Raw genomic sequence first — 18,119 nt, forward strand, 5'->3', positions numbered from 1 at the left:
AAAGAGTACTCATAAGTTAAACCTGGATTATTACTTGCTTAGAAAATATTAAATATCTTACGCAGTGAAAGATATATTTTAATTTAAGTGGATATATATTGTGGATAATCATTGGATTAAAACCACCTGTGCATTTTGTGGTGTAGGATGTGGTGTTGAAGCTCGAGTAAAGAATAATAAAGTGATTGTAAGAGGAGACAAACAACACCCTGCTAACTTTGGACGCCTTTGCTCCAAAGGAATGGCATTAGGAGAAACCGTTACTGATCAAGGGCGTCTACTTCATCCACAGATTGAAGGACAAGTAACCCATTGGGACACAGCATTAACCACCGTAGCAGACACTTTTCAGCAAATTATCAACAAATATGGTCCTGAAGCAATTGGTTTTTATCTGTCAGGCCAACTTCTCACTGAAGATTATTATGTTGCAAATAAATTAATGAAAGGTTTTATTGGAAGCGCTAACATTGATACTAATTCACGTTTATGTATGTCATCTAGCGTAGCCGGTCATAAGCGAGCCTATGGCAGTGACACGGTGCCAGGTTGTTATGAAGACTTAGAAAAAGCAGAACTCATTATAATAACGGGTTCTAATCTTGCCTGGTGCCACCCCGTCTTATACCAACGGATATCATCAGCAAAGCAACAAAATAACACGTTAAAAGTTGTTTTAATCGATCCGCGTTGTACCGTCACTACCCAACTAGCCGATTTACACCTTGCTATTCAGCCAGGCACTGATGTGCTGTTATTTAATGGATTACTTCACTATTTAGATAAAGTACATAAACTAAATAGTGAGTTTATTAGTGCCCATACAGAAGGCTTTAACAGCGCTTTGCATGCCGCAAAAGCTGAAACCACTTGTCATGAATCACTCGCAAGCACGCTAGGTGTACCCACCGATATTCTCACGCAATTTTATCATTGGTTTGCAGAAACAGATAATATTGTTACGCTTTACTCACAAGGCATAAATCAGTCAAGTTGTGGTACAGATAAAGTCAATAGTATTATCAATTGTCATTTAGCTACCAGAAAAATAGGAAAACCTGGTTGTGGACCATTTTCACTCACGGGCCAACCAAACGCCATGGGTGGTCGTGAAGTCGGTGGTATGGCCAATACGTTAGCAGCTCATCTAGAGTTTGAAAACCCACAACATCATGAATTACTCAGTCAATTTTGGCAAACTCAACGGCTTGTCAAACAGCCTGGATTAAAAGCGGTCGCATTATTTGATGCGATTGCTTCAGGCAAAATAAAAGCAATCTGGATTATGGCGACCAACCCTGCTGTGAGTCTACCCCATACTGAGTTAGTAAAATCGGCATTAAAAGCCTGTCCATTTGTGGTCGTTTCTGACTGTATGATGGAAACAGACACTAATCAGTATGCCAATATACTACTACCAGCGGCTAGTTGGGGTGAAAAATCAGGCACTGTCACTAATTCAGAGCGACGGATATCTCGCCAACGATCCTTAAAAAAAGCATCAGGTGATGCAAAACCAGACTGGTGGATTATTACAGAAGTAGCAAAAAAAATGGGATTTAACCACGCCTTTAATTACACCAAGGAAGCTGATATTTTCAAAGAATATGCCCAACTCACCGCATTTAAAAACAATGGTAGTCGAGATCTAAACCTTGCGGCTCTGACAAATTTAAATGATGATGAATACAACAGCTTAGCACCTGTACAATGGCCCACTACTCTTTCAAATCAATTAACACCGCATCCTTCAACAAAGAATAAGCGATTTTTTGATGATGGCCAGTTTTATACGCCTTCTAAAAAGGCACAATTTATTGCTGTTCAATTTAAGGCTCCAGCCTCTACCGTTGATACGAACTTCCCTTTTATACTGAATACGGGTCGTATTCGTGATCAATGGCACACCATGACCCGCACAGCCTTAGCACCAAGATTAAGCACACATATACCAGAGCCCTTTATAAATATTCATCCTGTTGATGCTTACACACAACACATCATTAATTTAGCGCTAGCGAGAATAAGCAGCACGCAAGGAACTGTTATTGCTAGAGCGTGTATTACAGAAGAAGTAAAACCAGGGCAAATTTTTATGCCTATCCATTGGACACATGTTTTATCGAGTAATGGACAAATAGGAAAACTCATCAATGCTCATGTTGATCCTCTATCAGGGCAGCCAGAGTTAAAATTCACACCTATTACCATATCTCCTTGGAACTACCAAAGTGAAGCCATTATTATTTCTCAACAAAATATTCAACTAGAAAAAAAATTTGAATATTGGGTTAAGCAACATATTAAGAATGGGTATCTTTATCGGATAGCAAGTCAACAGCCTGTAACAAAAACGCTTGCCTTATTATTAGCCCAACTAAATTCATTAAAAAGTTGCTCTCGCCTGGAATACTACAATAATACAAGACAATTACATCGGTACAGTTTTATTCGAAATCAGCAACTTCAAGCATGCTTCTTTATAGCGCCTAAACTTAATCAGAGTGACTTTACTTGGTTAAATGAAATATTGACAACCAATTTTCACGTACATATACAACAAAGCTTGTTGTCAGGTAATGCAATAGATGAGTTAACCCAAGGTAAAATAATCTGTGCTTGTAAACAAATTGGGCATAAGACTATTTGTAATGCAATTAACAAGCATCATTTGGAAACTGTCAAAGCCGTGGCTTCAGCCACTCAAGCAGGTAGTGTGTGTGGATCATGTATACCAGAAATAGAAATACTATTAGCGGCCAATGCTCACCGTCAATCAACTTAGGGTTTGTTAACAGGCCCAAGTATTTTAGGTTATTATTAAACTATCCCTCACCTTCTTTCTGAATAATAAGTACCTTTTTATCTGAACCTTCTTTTTCAAGTACTCCAATGGCCATTCGATAAGCAGGATAACCACTGACAGGCCATTCAGTATTAAAAATCGACTTCGGTTTCAAAGACAATGGAATATCTAAATTCGCAACTGACTTTGCATTTACATTAGCAATAACACCATATATTTTCTTTTGCGTTATACTGGCTAATTTTTTATCTCGTTCATTTATCTGAGCTACGACTTCACCAATACTTGAAAGAACATGATTAGCCTTACTAATTGTTTCAACCGCATTGGCCGAGTCAACTATTTTTGCCAGCTGTTCTGAATACTCACCAATACGTTCCGATATAACACTCAAGTTATCACCAGAAGCATCTTTCACCTTTTCTTTTTCTATTTTTACTTTTTTTGAAAGGTATTCAGTTTCATGAGCGAGTTGTTTCTCCGTATTCTGCTTGATAAGAGCAGTTGAAGCATCCATTATCGGGGCCCACGACAAACCACATGCTATGGCAAACCCCAAGGCATGTGCAAACTGAGAAGTATCCGTCTTCGCTATAACGTATACCCCTAAAAATCCAGCCCCCATCCCTAAAAAAATATACGCCAATATACCTACCGGTAATTCAACTGTTGGGGGATTTCCTACTGTAATTGAGTACACAAGAGATAAACATCCTCCTATCCCTCCAGCCACCGTTATAAACACGATTTCCTTCCAGTTAATGTTCATATATTCCTCCAATAAATTAATTTATGAGAATATGAGTGAACATCACAAAAACATTATTATTTCATCATATTTCTGTCAAAATCTTTCTAAAGATTCCATCGTTACACTAGAAACTAACATCTTTATTCAGTTAATGCTTTAGGTACTCGCTTGCACTATTATCTCTTAACTAGTATAAGTATAGATTGCCCTTATTACCTACATAACAACACATAGTCTATCGTTATAACACTACAAAAAGAATAGAGAAATACTATAAACTACAGATATTGTTTAATGACAGTAACTCACCGAATTTACATTGATTATTTTGCCATCGAAAAATCATCTACCATACAACTTACGCAATTCAATTTTTGCTTCTTCTAATACTTGTCTCTGCTCAGCATTAAGTTTTTCGCCTGCACGATTAATATAAAAAACCAACATAGACATAGCTGAGCGAAATGGTGTTCCTTTGCGTTGTGTACTTTCATCGGCTGACTTTTTAAGTGACATCGCTATTCGTTTGGGGTCATCCCAGGTAAATACCCCCTCTTCAAGCGCTAAAGCATGACTTTCACGCGTTACCTTTGCAGACCATTTTTTATTCGCCACTAATATTTACCATTACAGCCATTGACTTTAAATTTTATTCCAGACAACAATTTTTCATAAATAGGATAATAATAATTTTAGTCTATGGACTTATGTAAGTTAACCTCATGTTAGTTTATTGGCCACTTCTAGTCGACTGCCAGTTACACTATATAGGCCCTTTACGAATTTTTATGCTTAGTTATAGTTGCATATTTATTACAGCAAAATAATACAATGTAAAAACATTCATTATAAATTAACATCAACTTTTACAAGGGCAGCTACTTTTCAAATGATAAAATCCTTTCATTTATTACCACAAGGATGACGATAAATGAGTGATTACATTATTGGTGGATGGACTCAAGACTTAAAAAATCCGCCTAACCCTCTTTTTTCCTACACAATGTATGGAATGATCACCAATTTAGCATGGTTAACATCTGGCTCACCCACCACAGAACCACCTCCCAGCTGGTGCTGGAGTCCAAAAGAGCAACATGCACCCAGTTGCAAAAATGGAAAGGTTTTATGGACATACGGTGGTGGTGGCGCAGGGCCAAAAAACATGCCAGCCACCAGTAAAGACATCAACCAAATCGTTAATGCTGCGAATATAAATGGCTGGCAAGGTGTTGATTTTGATGATGAAAGCCAAATGAATGTCAAAAACATTATCAGTACTATGCAAGATTTGGGGCAAGGTAAAAGCACAAGTTATACACTTCTTGCTGGATGGGATTACAATAATCCAGATAAAAGTGCAGCAGGTAAAATAATCAACGACAACGTTACCGCCCTCGCCAACGCTAATGTATGTGACCGATTCAACCTTATGTGTTATGCAGCGGCTATGTGGGACATGCCAACAATAAAAGCCAATGTACCATCAGCTGTCGATAGAACCATTAAACTGGTTGGCGACTGCAAAAAAGTGGTATTGGCACTAACCCCTGCAGGCCTTAACAGTGAAAACCTGGACTTTTTCTTACAACAGGTCACCAGTAAGCATCTTGGTGGTTTATTTATTTGGAATTACACTGATCTTAGCCATTCTGACCTGAATACAATTACCTCTACTTTAGATATCAAGTAACATAGATTTAACCTTCTAAACCCTTTACGAATCATTTTTAGGGTATATGCCAGAAGACGTAGTTTTGTCTCTGGCATTTTCTGATTGAGTACACACGATTATCCTCTCCACTCTTTTAATTCTTGATTGCTGTTTTTATCCTTGATTGCCATGTCAGCTCTACTCATAGCCCTCAAGTATACCTTATACAGTACTTACTTGCCCTCACAACCAAAAATCATTATTCTTAGTGAGGCTCTACAGGCTATAAAAAGTATCAACTCAATGCACTCACACTTTTGAATGAAAAACATAACAAATGTAAACTTTATTAGTGGGCACCTTGATCTCAGTGAAACTGAGTTCAATGTTCACTATCGCCCCGCTATAGATCAAGCCATTGCGCGAAATGAAACCTTTATCATGGGGGATGCTCGTGGGGCTGACGTCCTTGCCCAACAATACCTCCTTAGTAAAACTGATGCTGTCACGGTTTATCATATGCACACGACGCCAAGAAATAACTTAGGTTTTAAAACTATTGGAGGTTTCTGTACTGATAGTGAGCGAGATAAACATATGACATTAGCATCAACTCACGATATTGCTTGGGTTCGCCCAGGAAGAGAACATTCAGGCACCCAAAAAAATCTCAATCGACGTCAAAAATACAATACTAAATAATATCGATATAGCGATGTTATTCATCGTCATCGAGAAAGGAACTTCTATACCATAACTGTTGTTTATCTAACGGCGTATTCTTTGGTAAAAGTGGATTGATAAGGTTAATTACTCTTCGTTTATTTAGTTTCGCACGCTGAATAGCATTCAAATAAAAATTATTAAACAGTCGATTAAAATCTCCATTGATAATAGCTTTGTTCAACCCTATCATAATCGCATTATATAGCTTTTGATTTTTTCGGTTAACAAAATAATAAACCGCTGCAGGATAGCGAATGAGTAAGTGACTGTCTACTTGTAAATCTTTGTGACTTTCTAGCTCTGGCCATATTTCAATAACCGCTCTCGGAAATGCATCCACCCGACGAAATAAAACCATATCAAACATTGCTTGGTAATTTGAAACACTTGTTACAGAGAGCCGATTAAATTTAAAAATATTAGTATCAGGCCAATCATGTCCCTGAACGAAAGTCACATCAGAGAGACCTGAAAGCGATTTAACTGAAGCAAATATGCTTTTATTTTGGGGATGAATGATACACAATCGCCAACCAATCAGTCCCTTGTAAATAGGAATTTTAATGGGCAATAATATCTTTTCACGTAGTTGGCTTGTCATCGTCCATACAACATCGACTCCATTATTATTTTGAATCATTCTCATCGCTTGTCCTTGGTGCAAATTTTCTACACTCGCTTCCAAAGCAATCGGTTCCCCGCTATTTTTAAGCGCTAATTCAAGTAGTTGCACTGGATACTCATTGCGAGGATCTGTCTTTAAATTCAATTGTGCATAAATAGCAATATCAACAGCCAAAGTATGCCCTGGTATCAATAACCATAATATAAGCATGGAAATAAGCTGCCGAAATTTCACCTAAACTATTCCTGAAAATACCGGAAACTACCAAGCATAGGCGTGGTAGGCCAAATGGATATTTAAAATCTGTTTCTAATCCTGATAAGTTATGCTCCTTTGTGTTGACCCAATTAACAATGAGGTCAAACATATTAAGTAACGTATTCTCAAGCTATTCGCTTTAGTAACATAGTTAATCTTTAATAGAGATACCCTAAAGCAATATAATAGCTGATCACACTAAGTTACCACTTAATGCTTCAATCAAAGGAATTACGCTATATAGCACTAATGAAATATTACTTTCATACTGTTCTAAAAAGAACAGTCATTATTGTTTTGCTGACATTACTCTATTCTCACCTACATGCAGAAACGCTTATTCTCACTCTCGCGATGAAAGAAAGTGCTGCACCTTTTTTCACACCAGACCAAAAAGGTATTTTGAATCTACTGTATAAAGAAGCGTTCAAGCGTGTTGGTAAAGATATCATCATACATTCTTTATATGCCAAAAGATCTCTCGTTAGAGCAAATACTGGAGAAGCAGATGGCGACGCGCTAAGATTAAAAAACATTCATATTTACTATCCAAACTTAATACGCGTTCCGGAACCCATATGGGAAGTTCAGCTTGCCGCCTTCACTAAAAACCTCAATATTAAAATTAAAGATTGGGATTCGCTTAAAGGATATCGGATCGGCTATTTAAATGGCTGGGAATTTTTTGACCGTCATTTAAGCCAGTTTGAGTACGTACATAAATCTGAGTATCTTTCATCATTATTATTTATGCTTGACCGTGATCGAATAGATATTCTTCTTTACAGTAAACTCATTACTCAGCTTTACATAAAAAAAAATGGACTAACAAGCATCAAAATGCTTCAGCCTATTCTTAAGAAACAGCCGGCCTACTTATACTTACATAAAAAACATAAACAGCTCGTACCTGCTTTAGCCACAGCGTTTCGCCAAATGAAAACAGATGGAAATTATGAGCAAGCTGAAAAAATGATAGAACAACAAATGCAAGACTAACCAAAGGGTTTTAGTGAACACAGCGCAATTGCATAGGTAAGCAAGCCTCCGGAAAAGGATCCCCCCCCTCCTACCCTAACCACCTCACCATTCATCAACACCAAAATACTTGTCCAGTTTTCGGTTGCCAGATAAATCTTCAAGCCATTACTATCAACATAAAGAACAAGCCAGGAGCCAAGCAATGCGAGTTACTGATCCCAAGACAGTAGCCACTTACTATCAGGCACTCATAGATAAAGATCCACGTTTTGTGGGCATCTTCTTTGTTGGGGTCAAGACCACCTCAATATGCTGCATTGCTACCTGTAGAGCCAGAAAACCCAAGCGAGAGAATGTTGAGTTTTACACATCATTTAAAGAAGCGCTCGATGCAGGCTATCGTCCCTGTAAAATCTGTAAACCCACTGAAAATGCAAATGAAGCGCCAGGTCAAGTTCAACAAGCGATTACGATGGTAAGGGATAATCCAAAAGAAAAAGTCTCTGACTGGCAACTTAAACAACATCAAATCAGTCCAGAAAGTGTACGCCGCTGGTTTAAAAAACACTATGGGATGACCTTTCAAGCATTTCAACGTATGTACCGTATTAACAATGCCTTGGAAGAACTCAAGTCGGGTAAAACCGCCACAGCAACAGCCTACGAAGCAGGCTACGACTCCTTGAGTGGCTTTGGTTATACCTATAAAAAAATTATTGGCAAATCACCCAAAAACAGTACCGCTATGCAAAATAATGTCATTCTTATCAATCGCTTTACCACGCCTCTTGGCCCCATGTTTGTCTGTGCTACAGACCAAGGTGTGTGCTTACTTGAGTTTGTTGATCGTCGTATGCTGGAAACAGAATTTAAAGACCTGCAACGCTTAAAAAAAGCAAACATTATTGCTGGTGAGAATGACTACATGAAGCAAGCACAGCAAGAAATTAATGAATATTTTGCTGGGAAAAGACAACAGTTCAAGGTAACGCTGGACACACCAGGCACAGTATTTCAACAGTCCGTATGGCAGTGCTTACAAACGATTCCGTATGGCCAAACCGCCAGTTATCAGCAACAAGCTGAAAAATTAAATAACCCTAAAGCGATTCGGGCTGTTGCTTCAGCCAATGGCCATAATCGAATTGCCATCATCATTCCTTGTCACCGAGTAATTGGCAAAGATGGCAAACTAGTAGGATATGCTGGGGGATTGGAACGAAAACGCTGGTTATTGGAGCATGAACAAAAATATGCTACTACATAATGACACAGTGAAGGCAAGCCTTCACTGTGTGTTTTCTTTGAATAGCATTTCGAGTATTACAGGTTCTTTTTAGGGTCTAATGTTTCTACTTCATCAAACCCCAGTTTTTGCCATTGTCCTTTCATTTTATTCAAATCACCCACGACAACCCAAATCATCTCTTGAGGATGTAAATATTGTTGTGTGACTTGCTGTACTGCTTTCAATGGCACACGCTGCACTTGTTGGTCATACTGGTGTAACTCATCCAAAGGTTTATCTTTTTGGATCTGTCCAACCATCAAACTCAACACAGCATCATTGGTCTGCAACTCGCCTGCCCGACTGCGTAACCAGTTTTGCTTTATTTTATCCAACTCTGATTGAGTGGCAGGTTTCTTACCAAGATAGCCTTTAATTTCCTTTTGAATTTCCTTCAATGCAGGGATCGTTTTATCGGTCTGTACAGAAGTCACCATCATTAAGGGAGACTGCCCTTCTGCTTCCTGCAGATAGCTATAAGCACCATAAGACCAGTGTTTATCTTCACGCAAATTGGTGTTTAATCGCGCACTGAATTGTCCACCAAAAATATCGTTCATGATACGCAGTGGTATTTCACTCTTATCATTTATAGACATTAACTGTCCTATATAAATAACAGATTGATCGGCATCAGGCTTATCAACTAAATACAACTTGCGTTGTTTAGTGGGTTGAACTTGAGGGATTTGCTTTTGTGGCAACACGTGTTCAGGTTTCTGCCAGTTTGCAAACTGCCGCTCTAATGTTGTTTTTAACTCCGCTTCTGAGATATCCCCCACCACAACCAACCGACTGTTATCCGGTCTGATCCAGGTTTGGTGAAACTGCTTTAATTGAGCCGGTGTTACCTTTTTAATATCATCCTCTCGGCCACTGGCTGTCCAAGGTGTACTGTAAGGATGTTGTTTGCCATACAGCAGCTCAGGCAAAATACGCATGGCCATACTATGGGGTTCTGCTTTTTCCTGAGCAATACGATCCAACCAATTGGATTGTTTACGCTTAAAATCTTCCTGATTAAACGCCGGATTTTGTAATACATCCACCGCAACCGCCAAACTAGGCTCAAACTGATCACGTATTGCACTCAGTTGAAAGACGGATGTGTCAATATCAGTGTACGAATAAAACGACGCACCTAATTCATCCAATTCATTCTCAAGTGCTATGACAGACCGATGCTCAGTACCTTCTCGCATCATCGATAAGGTTAAATCAGCGATGCCTGAAGGCAATCCTTGTTCTGCGGCTAAACCTGCATCAAACAGCCATGCCATACTCAGCACTGGCGTCCCAGGACGTTGAGCCAGTGAAACCTGAATACCATTGGCTAATGTAAAGGTTTTGAAGTCAGGCAATTGTACCGGCTTAATATCGCCCACTTTGGGTAATTTGGCACGGTCAGCCCCTACTTTAGCGTGCTTATACTCAGGAAATGGTGTCACAGTGACAACTAATTTGCCCTTGCCCAACCATTGGCGGGCAGCTTTTTGTAAGACCTCAGGCTCAAGCGTTGCTTGATAGTGCAAACGATCATAATAAGTCGTTGGGTTTTGAGTATAAAACTCATTTTCAGCCAGTACATCAGATATACCACCAAAGCCACCGACTCTTTCTGTATTTTCTATAAAACCTGCAACTTCACTGTTAATCACCCGTTGTATATCGTGTTTAGCGGGTATCTGTTGCTTAATTTTATCCAGCTCTTCCTGAATAACAGACTCAATCTGCTGGGTATCTACCCCAGGCTTTGCATCAGCAATAATGGCAAATTGGCCACCTAATAACCGAGCATAACTAAATACCGTAACGCTGGATGCTAACTGCTCTTTTTGTACCAAACGCTGATACAACGGCGACTGTTTACCACCCCCCAATAAGGTAGCAACTAAATCAAGCTGGCGTTCAGTATCAGTATCTCTGGCAGGAATATTCCACACCATCGCAACCCGAGACTGTGGCACACGGTCCTGAATAGTATAACGCTTGGTTTCTTTTAATTTTGCAACCCATTGTTCTGGTTTTACAAGTGGTGGTCCCGCGGGAATATCACCAAAATATTGACTGACTTTGGCTTTCGCCGTCGCCACGTCAATATCACCCGCCAACACCAGAACGGCATTTGAAGGCCCATAATAACGCTTAAACCACGTTTTCACATCATCCAGTGAAGCGGCATTTAAGTCTTCCATTGAACCGATGGTATCCCAGGAATAAGGGTGTCCCTCTGGATAACTGGCAGTAAACAGCAAATCCCACATTTTGCCATAAGGGCTGTTATCTCCTTGACGCTTTTCATTTTGCACAACGCCTCGTTGCTCATCCAGTTTTGCTTGGCTGATACTTCCTAAGAAATGCCCCATGCGGTCCGATTCCATCCACAATGCCATATCTAACGCATTGGTTGGTACGGTTTCAAAATAATTGGTTCGATCTGAATTTGTCGTTCCGTTTTGCATCGTAGCGCCGGCCTTCTCAAAAGGCTCAAAAAACTCTCCTTTATAATGCTCAGACCCTTGGAACATTAAGTGTTCAAATAAGTGTGCAAACCCGGTTTTACCAAGTTTTTCATCTTTTGAACCCACTTTATACCAAAGATTCACGGCAACAACAGGCGCTTTACGGTCTTCATGAACAATGACGGTTAAGCCATTTGGCAAAGTGAACTTTTCATATTCAAGCTGCGGCAAACTCGACAACAACTCAGGTTGTTGTTGACTTACGGGGGATAATGACTGACAGCCTTGCAATAAAGCCGCCGTTACCGCAATAGAAAGAATTGAGCGACGTAGCCGCAACTTCATAAATTACTCCTTGTCTTTCAACAAACATACCCTTATGACGGGTTTAAGCGGGTTTTATATCCCACACATGAAGCAAAACAAAACGTATGTTCCCTCTTAGCTAAGCCTATTTGTGCATAACCAAGGGCGATAACATATGAACATACACACTATGTTGAGAGCTGTTTAGGTTGGTTTATTTAACACTGAAAAAGTTCACAGGAACAGTCAATTAAATATATTTAATAAATCACCCTCCCGTCTGCCAAACAGATACATTTAACGCATTGAAACAAATCACTAACATAATTTTGCACCATTGGGCACAGCTTGTTCAGGTGAAGTAATCACAACGGCACCATCTTCACGCTGAAAGCCCGTTAATAAAAACTCTGAACGCATCGGCCCAATTTGTTTTACTGGAAAGTTAACAACACCGACTATTTGGCGCCCTATCAACGTCTCAGGTGTATAAAGGTCTGTTATTTGCGCGCTGGATTTACGAACCCCGAATTCAGGCCCAAAGTCTACATGGACAATATACGCAGGCTTTCGTGCTTCAGGAAATGGCTGCACTTCCACGATCGTTCCAACTCTTAACTCAACCTTGGCAAAGTCGTCCCAAGCTATTGTTTCAGACATTTGTTTTTATTTCCTGTGTGATGAAGTAATTTATTCCATTTATCCTATGAGGTCTGTAATAAGAGCACCTCTAAAAATAGTAATTTTTTTGTGAGAGCAAGGAAGCACTACACATTATACCTATTCATATTACTTTTTATATGAAGCTTCCATCCAGCTATAGTCTCAGTGAAGGGTATAAAATAGAGTGGAATGAATCAACGATGTATACTGTTGTGCAGTAGAAAAAGCACTGCTTTCATGACATTATAGAAACATATAGGCTTAGCCTATATATGAGCACTTTTATTAGTTGGAGTATTCAATGAAACCAGGCGCAACCGGTATCCGCCGTCTTATCAATGCAACCCGGTATTCATATCAGGGATTGATCGCTGCCTGGCGAAATGAAGCGGCAATACGGCAAGAAATAGTACTGATTCTGGTGCTTATACCTATTGCTATTTGGCTCGATGTTACTCTGGTCGAACGTATTTTGCTGATCGGCAGTTTACTTTTATTATTAATTGTCGAATTACTCAACTCAGCCATCGAAAGTGTTGTTGACCGTATTGGCTCTGAGTATCATGAATTAAGTGGACGGGCAAAAGATACTGGGTCAGCGGCAGTGCTGATTACACTCATACTGGTGTTTATGACCTGGGGTTTGATTTTATTCAACGTTGTTTTTTGATTTCCATTAATTCACTCATTAATGGAAAATATGAGCGTACACGCTACGAGTACGCCCATACCGTTAATCAATCCTATCCCAGAAATCAGCGCTGCACACTACTGTTAAAAAGAGCAATCGTTTCTTCAATTTCCTGAGTGGTAGATTTAACCAACACCTGGTCAGCTAACTGTCGTGCTTCACTGTAGTCAATACTTCGGATTATTTTTTTAATTCGAGGAATACTACTGGCTGTCATAGAAAACTCATCCAACCCCATACCTAAAAGCACTGCTGTTGCTTGTTCATCTCCAGCAAACTCACCACACATCCCGGTCCACTTACCTTCAGCATGAGAGGCATCAATGACCTGTTTTATGAGCATCAAGACCGCAGGGGTCATTGGATTGTAAAGCTTTGAAATTAATTCATTACCTCGATCTATGGCAAGGGTATATTGGGTTAAATCATTAGTACCAATACTAAAAAAATCTACTTCTTTTGCAAGCAAATGGGCAATACACGCGGCAGCAGGCGTTTCAACCATAACCCCAATTTCCAGATGCTCATCAAAAGCTGTGCCTGTTTCGCGCAATGATTGTTTTAAATCTGTAATAATGATTTTTAATTTACGAATTTCTTCCACAGAAATAATCATTGGAAACATGATGCGTACTTTGCCAAACGCAGATGCTCTTAAAATGGCGCGTAACTGCGTTGTTAAAATCTCTTCTCGATCGAAGCAAATACGAATAGCACGCCAGCCTAAAAATGGATTCATTTCCTTAGGCAAGTCTAAATAGGGCAAATCTTTATCTCCGCCAATATCCATTGTGCGAATAATGACAGGACGCCCAGCCATTGCTTCAACAGCCCGTTTATAGGCTTTGAACTGTTCCTCTTCATCAGGCAATGAGTGACGATCCATAAATAAAAATTCGGTACGATACAGGCCAACACCCTCAGCACCATTACGCATAGCACTTTCACAGTCCTTGACCATACCAATGTTGGCACACAGCTCAACATCATGGCCATCCAACGTCGTTGCAGCCAACGTTTTGAGCGCCGCTAGTTCTGCCCGCTCTGCAACAAACTGTGATCGTGCATACTCAAATTGTGACCGTTCTTTAGAGGAGGGATTTATCGCAATGGTGTTATTAACGGCATTCAACAAAACAGTATCACCATTTTGTACCTGTTCAGTGATACCTTGAGTCCCCACAATAGCCGGTAACTCCAATGAGCGCGCCATAATAGATGTATGAGAGGTTCTTCCTCCCATATCAGTAATAAACCCAAGCACATTGTCCAAATCCATTTGTGCTGTTTCTGACGGGGTCAAATCCTTAGCGACAACGATAACTTTTTCATCAAGGGTCGATAAATTAACGATATCTAGACCTAACGCATTTTTTAACAACCGCTGACCAATATCATGAAAATCTGTTACCCGTTCACGGAGATACGGATCTTCAAGCTGTGATAAAAGGGCTATGTTTTGTTCAACCATCGAGTGAATAGCAAGGCTGGCAGAGGCATTATTTTGATTAATATAGGTGATAATATCTGCTGCCAGATCATCATCTTCAAGCAACATCAAATGACCTTCAAAAATCGCTTCTTTTTCTTCACCCAACTTTTGTCGTGCTTGCGATTTTATTTGTGTTACTTGTGTAATTGCTTTACTTCGTGCTTCATAAAAACACTCTATTTCTTTTTCAATGTCGTTATCATTAATTGGTTGAGTGTTAATCACCACATCAGCTTCTTTTAACAACAATACTTTGCCACAGGCAAGCCCTGGAGAAACTGGAATACCCGTTATCATAACCTTTCCTTTCCAAATCAGTGTTAATACTCTGGAAGTTGGCTTTCGAAATTTATTCCAGCTCACCCATCATGCCGACTAACTGATCCACAGCTTGTTGTTCATCCCCTCCTTCAGCTTTTATTGTAATGATCGTACCTTTAGATAATCCTAGAAGTTGGAGTTTTACCAAACTCTTTGCGCTAGCCTCTTTACCATTAGCAACAACGACAATATCACTTGCAAAGTTTTTTGCTGCTTTAACAAATAATGCAGCAGGACGGATATGCAAACCATTTTCAGCCACAATTTCAACTTGCTTCTGGTACATCTTTTTAAGTCTCATTGTTATCGGCTTCTGCTGCTCTTGCTATCCCTATCAATCAACAAAGCCGCTTACCGCATCCGATAATCTGTCAAGTATACCTTGAATACATTCAATGGCAGACTGAATCCCTGATATCGGCCCCTCTCATCTTAATTTGCACCTCTATTTTTTCATATAACCCGCAAACGTCTACTATTTTATTTTCAAATCGTGATAAAAACACCCTTTCAGATCAATCATTTTGAAAATACATATTTTCATTTTTAAATAATAAGGACATAACAACATCAACACAGCACCTTACCAATGCCACTTCTAAGCAGTATCCACCCTCGATCTAAAAAGGTTGACCTTTAAGTCAACACCCTTTACAGCGTCATCAACTAACCTGAATAAGTTAAAGCATGCGCACAGTGTCTTATTCATGGAACACCAGGGGTTAACTTTATCCTCAGGATGATCAGACTCTGCAAAATAAGATTAAGGCAATGAAGCAACAAAGTAGATGTACACTGTTTTTCTATGTAATACAGCGTATTTCGCTCTTCGAGAGCCATATCAGCGCAACTCAAAGACCTAATAACAACAACTTCTTTTTTCACTTTGATCACAAAAAATGTTGATCTATCACATTTTGAAAACTTTTTGATGCATTTAAACTTTTATTGTGAAAATATTAAGGCACTGATTGATAAGAGATGTGATCTTTCACAGTCGTCAGTGATATACCTGCATATCGCGCCAGCTTTGCAGGCACGATATGTCCCTTAAACCTATAACTCGAATGAGGGTGTTTTCATGGATATGATTATTCATGGTGCAGAATGGTTTATCGGGCTTTTTCAAAAAGGGGGCGAGGTTTTTGTCGGCATGGTGACCGGCATTTTACCTTTGCTGATTTCACTTATGGTGGCAATGAACGCCTTGATCCGGTTTATTGGCCAGGATCGGGTAGAAAGACTTGCAGCCAAGTGTGCAGGCAACCCCATCTCCCGTTACCTTATCTTGCCCGTTATCGGCACGTTTGTGTTTATGAACCCAATGACGCTTAGTCTAGGTCGGTTCTTACCAGAACGTTACAAACCTTCCTACTACGCAGCGGCTTCATACAGTTGCCATTCAATGAATGGACTTTTTCCTCACATCAACCCTGGAGAATTATTTGTTTACTTGGGTATCGCTAATGGCTTGACCCAACTAAACCTTCCTCTTGGGCCTCTGGCGATTAGTTATCTGTTAGTTGGCATGATCACTAACTTCTTCCGAGGCTGGATTACAGACTTAACAACTGCTTTCGTAGAACGACAACAAAATATCCGACTCAGTACTGAAGTACATATGTAAGTGTAGGAGCTGAGAGATGAGTAAAGCATTGTATATAACCAAAGGAAATGGCGGCTGGGGCGGCCCACTCACCATCCCGGTTGATACCAATAAAAAAATTGTTTACATCACCGCAGGAACCAAACCCGACATTATCGACCACATGGTTAAGCTCACAGGAATGGAAGCTGTTGATGGCTTCGCTACCTCAGTGAGTGATGAAAAAACCGCTTTGGTGGTTATTGATTGTGGCGGTACGCTACGTTGTGGTTTATACCCTAAAAAACGTATTCCCACGATTAACATCCATGCCACAGGCAAAAGTGGCCCCCTTGCTAACTTTATTACCGAAGACATTTATGTATCAGCCGTTAGGCCAGAAAACATAACATTAACTGCCCAAGAACAAACAACGGATCAACCTGACACAACGCCCCCCCCACCCACAACCTCAACCACTCAATACGACGCGAGTAAAAAGCTTTCTGAGCAGAGTGGTGGCTTACTTGCGCGAATTGGTATTGGTATGGGCGGTATAATGTCAACGTTCTTCCAGTCTGGCAGAGAAACCATTGATACCGTCATGCACTCCATCATTCCTTTCATGGCGTTTGTGTCCATGTTGATTGGTGTCATCATGGCTTCAGGTATTGGTGATGTCATTGCCCATGCATTAATTCCCTTAGCCAATAGTCCACTGGGCCTCATTACCCTGGCCTTAATCTGTTCGTTCCCATTGCTATCCCCTTTCCTTGGGCCAGGTGCGGTCATCGCCCAAGTTATTGGTGTGCTTGTGGGTACGCAAATTGGTTTGGGTCATATACCGCCACACTTGGCCTTACCTGCTCTTTTTGCAATCAATGCCCAGGCCGCAGCAGACTTTATTCCTGTAGGGCTAAGTTTGGCCAATGCCAAGCCTGAAACGGTCCAAATTGGTGTTCCCTCAGTTCTCTATTCTCGATTCCTGACAGGCGCACCGACCGTTTTAATGGCATGGTTTGTTTCTTTCTTTATTTATCAATAAGTGATGGGAGAGAAATCACATGACTATTCTGTACAGCACACACATTACAGGTGTTGGCAGCTATACCAGCGAAGCTCTGGAAGATCACATGATGATTTTATTTGATGACAATGCACCAACAGATGCCGCTGATTACTGTTTTATTCACCCACATGCGGAGCTTTCTGCAGAAATCAAGGTAGGTAACGTGCTGGTACTTGACCAGGAAGCTTATCCAGTAACGGCTGTTGGTAACGTAGCCAATCAAAACCTAGCAGCGCTCGGCCATATCACCCTTCGTTTTGATGGTGCTGAAAATGCAGAATACCCAGGAACCATACATGTGCAAGGGCAGACACCCAAAGCCTTAAATGTAGGTGCAAAGATTATCTTTGAGGAAAGCAAGTAAAAACTCACACCCCCACTGCATCATTGAGTTAGCGGCTCGATGCAGGGGGTTGCGAGACTAGCAGTTTAGGAGACTAA

General features: G+C 40.2%; 16 protein-coding genes. 9 read left to right on the top strand and 7 right to left on the bottom strand.

Going from position 1 to position 18,119, the window contains the following annotated elements; all coding sequences use genetic code 11:
• Positions 1-100: 100 nt before the first annotated feature.
• Positions 101-2,785 (top strand): molybdopterin-dependent oxidoreductase, encoded by a 2,685-nt coding sequence (locus ACQ96U_RS11950; protein ID WP_431721486.1) that lies wholly within the window; start codon positions 101-103, stop codon positions 2,783-2,785.
• A gap of 40 nt (positions 2,786-2,825) precedes the next feature.
• Here the strand turns inward: ACQ96U_RS11950 and ACQ96U_RS11955 are convergent, their stop codons facing one another.
• Both ACQ96U_RS11955 and ACQ96U_RS11960 read right to left on the bottom strand, forming a co-directional pair.
• Positions 2,826-3,575 (bottom strand): hypothetical protein, encoded by a 750-nt coding sequence (locus tag ACQ96U_RS11955; protein WP_431721487.1) that lies wholly within the window; start codon positions 3,573-3,575, stop codon positions 2,826-2,828.
• A 324-nt stretch (positions 3,576-3,899) separates the two neighbouring features.
• Positions 3,900-4,172: a DUF3175 domain-containing protein gene (locus ACQ96U_RS11960; RefSeq protein ID WP_431721488.1), complete on the bottom strand. Its 273-nt coding sequence runs from the start codon at positions 4,170-4,172 to the stop codon at positions 3,900-3,902.
• A gap of 316 nt (positions 4,173-4,488) precedes the next feature.
• Between ACQ96U_RS11960 and ACQ96U_RS11965 the strand changes: the two genes are divergently transcribed.
• Positions 4,489-5,250 (top strand): hypothetical protein, encoded by a 762-nt coding sequence (locus ACQ96U_RS11965; RefSeq protein WP_431721489.1) that lies wholly within the window; start codon positions 4,489-4,491, stop codon positions 5,248-5,250.
• A 282-nt stretch (positions 5,251-5,532) separates the two neighbouring features.
• Positions 5,533-5,913, top strand: a complete 381-nt coding sequence (locus ACQ96U_RS11970; protein ID WP_431721490.1) for a hypothetical protein — start codon at positions 5,533-5,535, stop codon at positions 5,911-5,913.
• A gap of 16 nt (positions 5,914-5,929) precedes the next feature.
• On the opposite strand, the gene ACQ96U_RS11975 is transcribed toward ACQ96U_RS11970, so the two are convergent.
• Complete coding sequence (locus tag ACQ96U_RS11975; RefSeq protein WP_431721491.1) at positions 5,930-6,796, bottom strand: substrate-binding periplasmic protein; 867 nt, start codon at positions 6,794-6,796, stop codon at positions 5,930-5,932.
• A gap of 237 nt (positions 6,797-7,033) precedes the next feature.
• Here ACQ96U_RS11975 and ACQ96U_RS11980 point away from each other — a divergent pair, with 237 nt between their 5' ends.
• Together ACQ96U_RS11980 and ACQ96U_RS11985 are read left to right on the top strand one after the other, a co-directional pair.
• Positions 7,034-7,819 carry a substrate-binding periplasmic protein gene (locus ACQ96U_RS11980; protein ID WP_431721492.1) on the top strand — a complete coding sequence of 262 codons (786 nt, stop codon included), beginning with the start codon at positions 7,034-7,036 and terminating at the stop codon, positions 7,817-7,819.
• A 184-nt stretch (positions 7,820-8,003) separates the two neighbouring features.
• On the top strand, positions 8,004-9,068 hold the full coding sequence (locus ACQ96U_RS11985; RefSeq protein WP_431721493.1) for a bifunctional transcriptional activator/DNA repair enzyme AdaA: 1,065 nt from the start codon (positions 8,004-8,006) through the stop codon (positions 9,066-9,068).
• Between the two features lie 56 nt (positions 9,069-9,124).
• Here ACQ96U_RS11985 and ACQ96U_RS11990 read toward each other — a convergent pair whose 3' ends face one another.
• Positions 9,125-11,896, bottom strand: a complete 2,772-nt coding sequence (locus ACQ96U_RS11990) for a M16 family metallopeptidase (protein ID WP_431721494.1) — start codon at positions 11,894-11,896, stop codon at positions 9,125-9,127.
• 279 nt (positions 11,897-12,175) lie between these two features.
• Positions 12,176-12,517: a tRNA-binding protein gene (locus ACQ96U_RS11995; protein WP_431721495.1), complete on the bottom strand. Its 342-nt coding sequence runs from the start codon at positions 12,515-12,517 to the stop codon at positions 12,176-12,178.
• 304 nt (positions 12,518-12,821) lie between these two features.
• Between ACQ96U_RS11995 and ACQ96U_RS12000 the strand changes: the two genes are divergently transcribed.
• Complete coding sequence (locus tag ACQ96U_RS12000; protein WP_431721496.1) at positions 12,822-13,190, top strand: diacylglycerol kinase; 369 nt, start codon at positions 12,822-12,824, stop codon at positions 13,188-13,190.
• 85 nt (positions 13,191-13,275) lie between these two features.
• Here ACQ96U_RS12000 and ptsI read toward each other — a convergent pair whose 3' ends face one another.
• A complete protein-coding gene (gene ptsI / locus ACQ96U_RS12005) occupies positions 13,276-15,000 on the bottom strand; it encodes a phosphoenolpyruvate-protein phosphotransferase PtsI (protein WP_431721497.1) in 1,725 nt (574 codons plus the stop codon).
• Between the two features lie 52 nt (positions 15,001-15,052).
• Positions 15,053-15,325, bottom strand: a complete 273-nt coding sequence (locus ACQ96U_RS12010) for an HPr family phosphocarrier protein (protein ID WP_431721498.1) — start codon at positions 15,323-15,325, stop codon at positions 15,053-15,055.
• Positions 15,326-16,105: 780 nt separating this feature from the next.
• Between ACQ96U_RS12010 and srlA the strand changes: the two genes are divergently transcribed.
• Genes srlA through ACQ96U_RS12025 form a run of 3 tightly spaced genes read left to right on the top strand, consistent with a single transcriptional unit; the run spans position 16,106 to position 18,042 of the window.
• Positions 16,106-16,651 carry a PTS glucitol/sorbitol transporter subunit IIC gene (gene srlA / locus ACQ96U_RS12015; RefSeq protein ID WP_431721499.1) on the top strand — a complete coding sequence of 182 codons (546 nt, stop codon included), beginning with the start codon at positions 16,106-16,108 and terminating at the stop codon, positions 16,649-16,651.
• A 16-nt stretch (positions 16,652-16,667) separates the two neighbouring features.
• Entirely contained in the window at positions 16,668-17,654 is a 987-nt protein-coding gene (srlE, locus tag ACQ96U_RS12020; protein ID WP_431721500.1) for a PTS glucitol/sorbitol transporter subunit IIB, read from the top strand.
• 19 nt (positions 17,655-17,673) lie between these two features.
• A complete protein-coding gene (locus tag ACQ96U_RS12025) occupies positions 17,674-18,042 on the top strand; it encodes a PTS glucitol/sorbitol transporter subunit IIA (protein ID WP_431721501.1) in 369 nt (122 codons plus the stop codon).
• Positions 18,043-18,119 lie beyond the last annotated feature (77 nt).

Origin of the sequence: Zooshikella sp. RANM57 (assembly GCF_050749885.1) — a bacterium.
In the GTDB taxonomy this organism is placed as follows: domain Bacteria; phylum Pseudomonadota; class Gammaproteobacteria; order Pseudomonadales; family Zooshikellaceae; genus Zooshikella.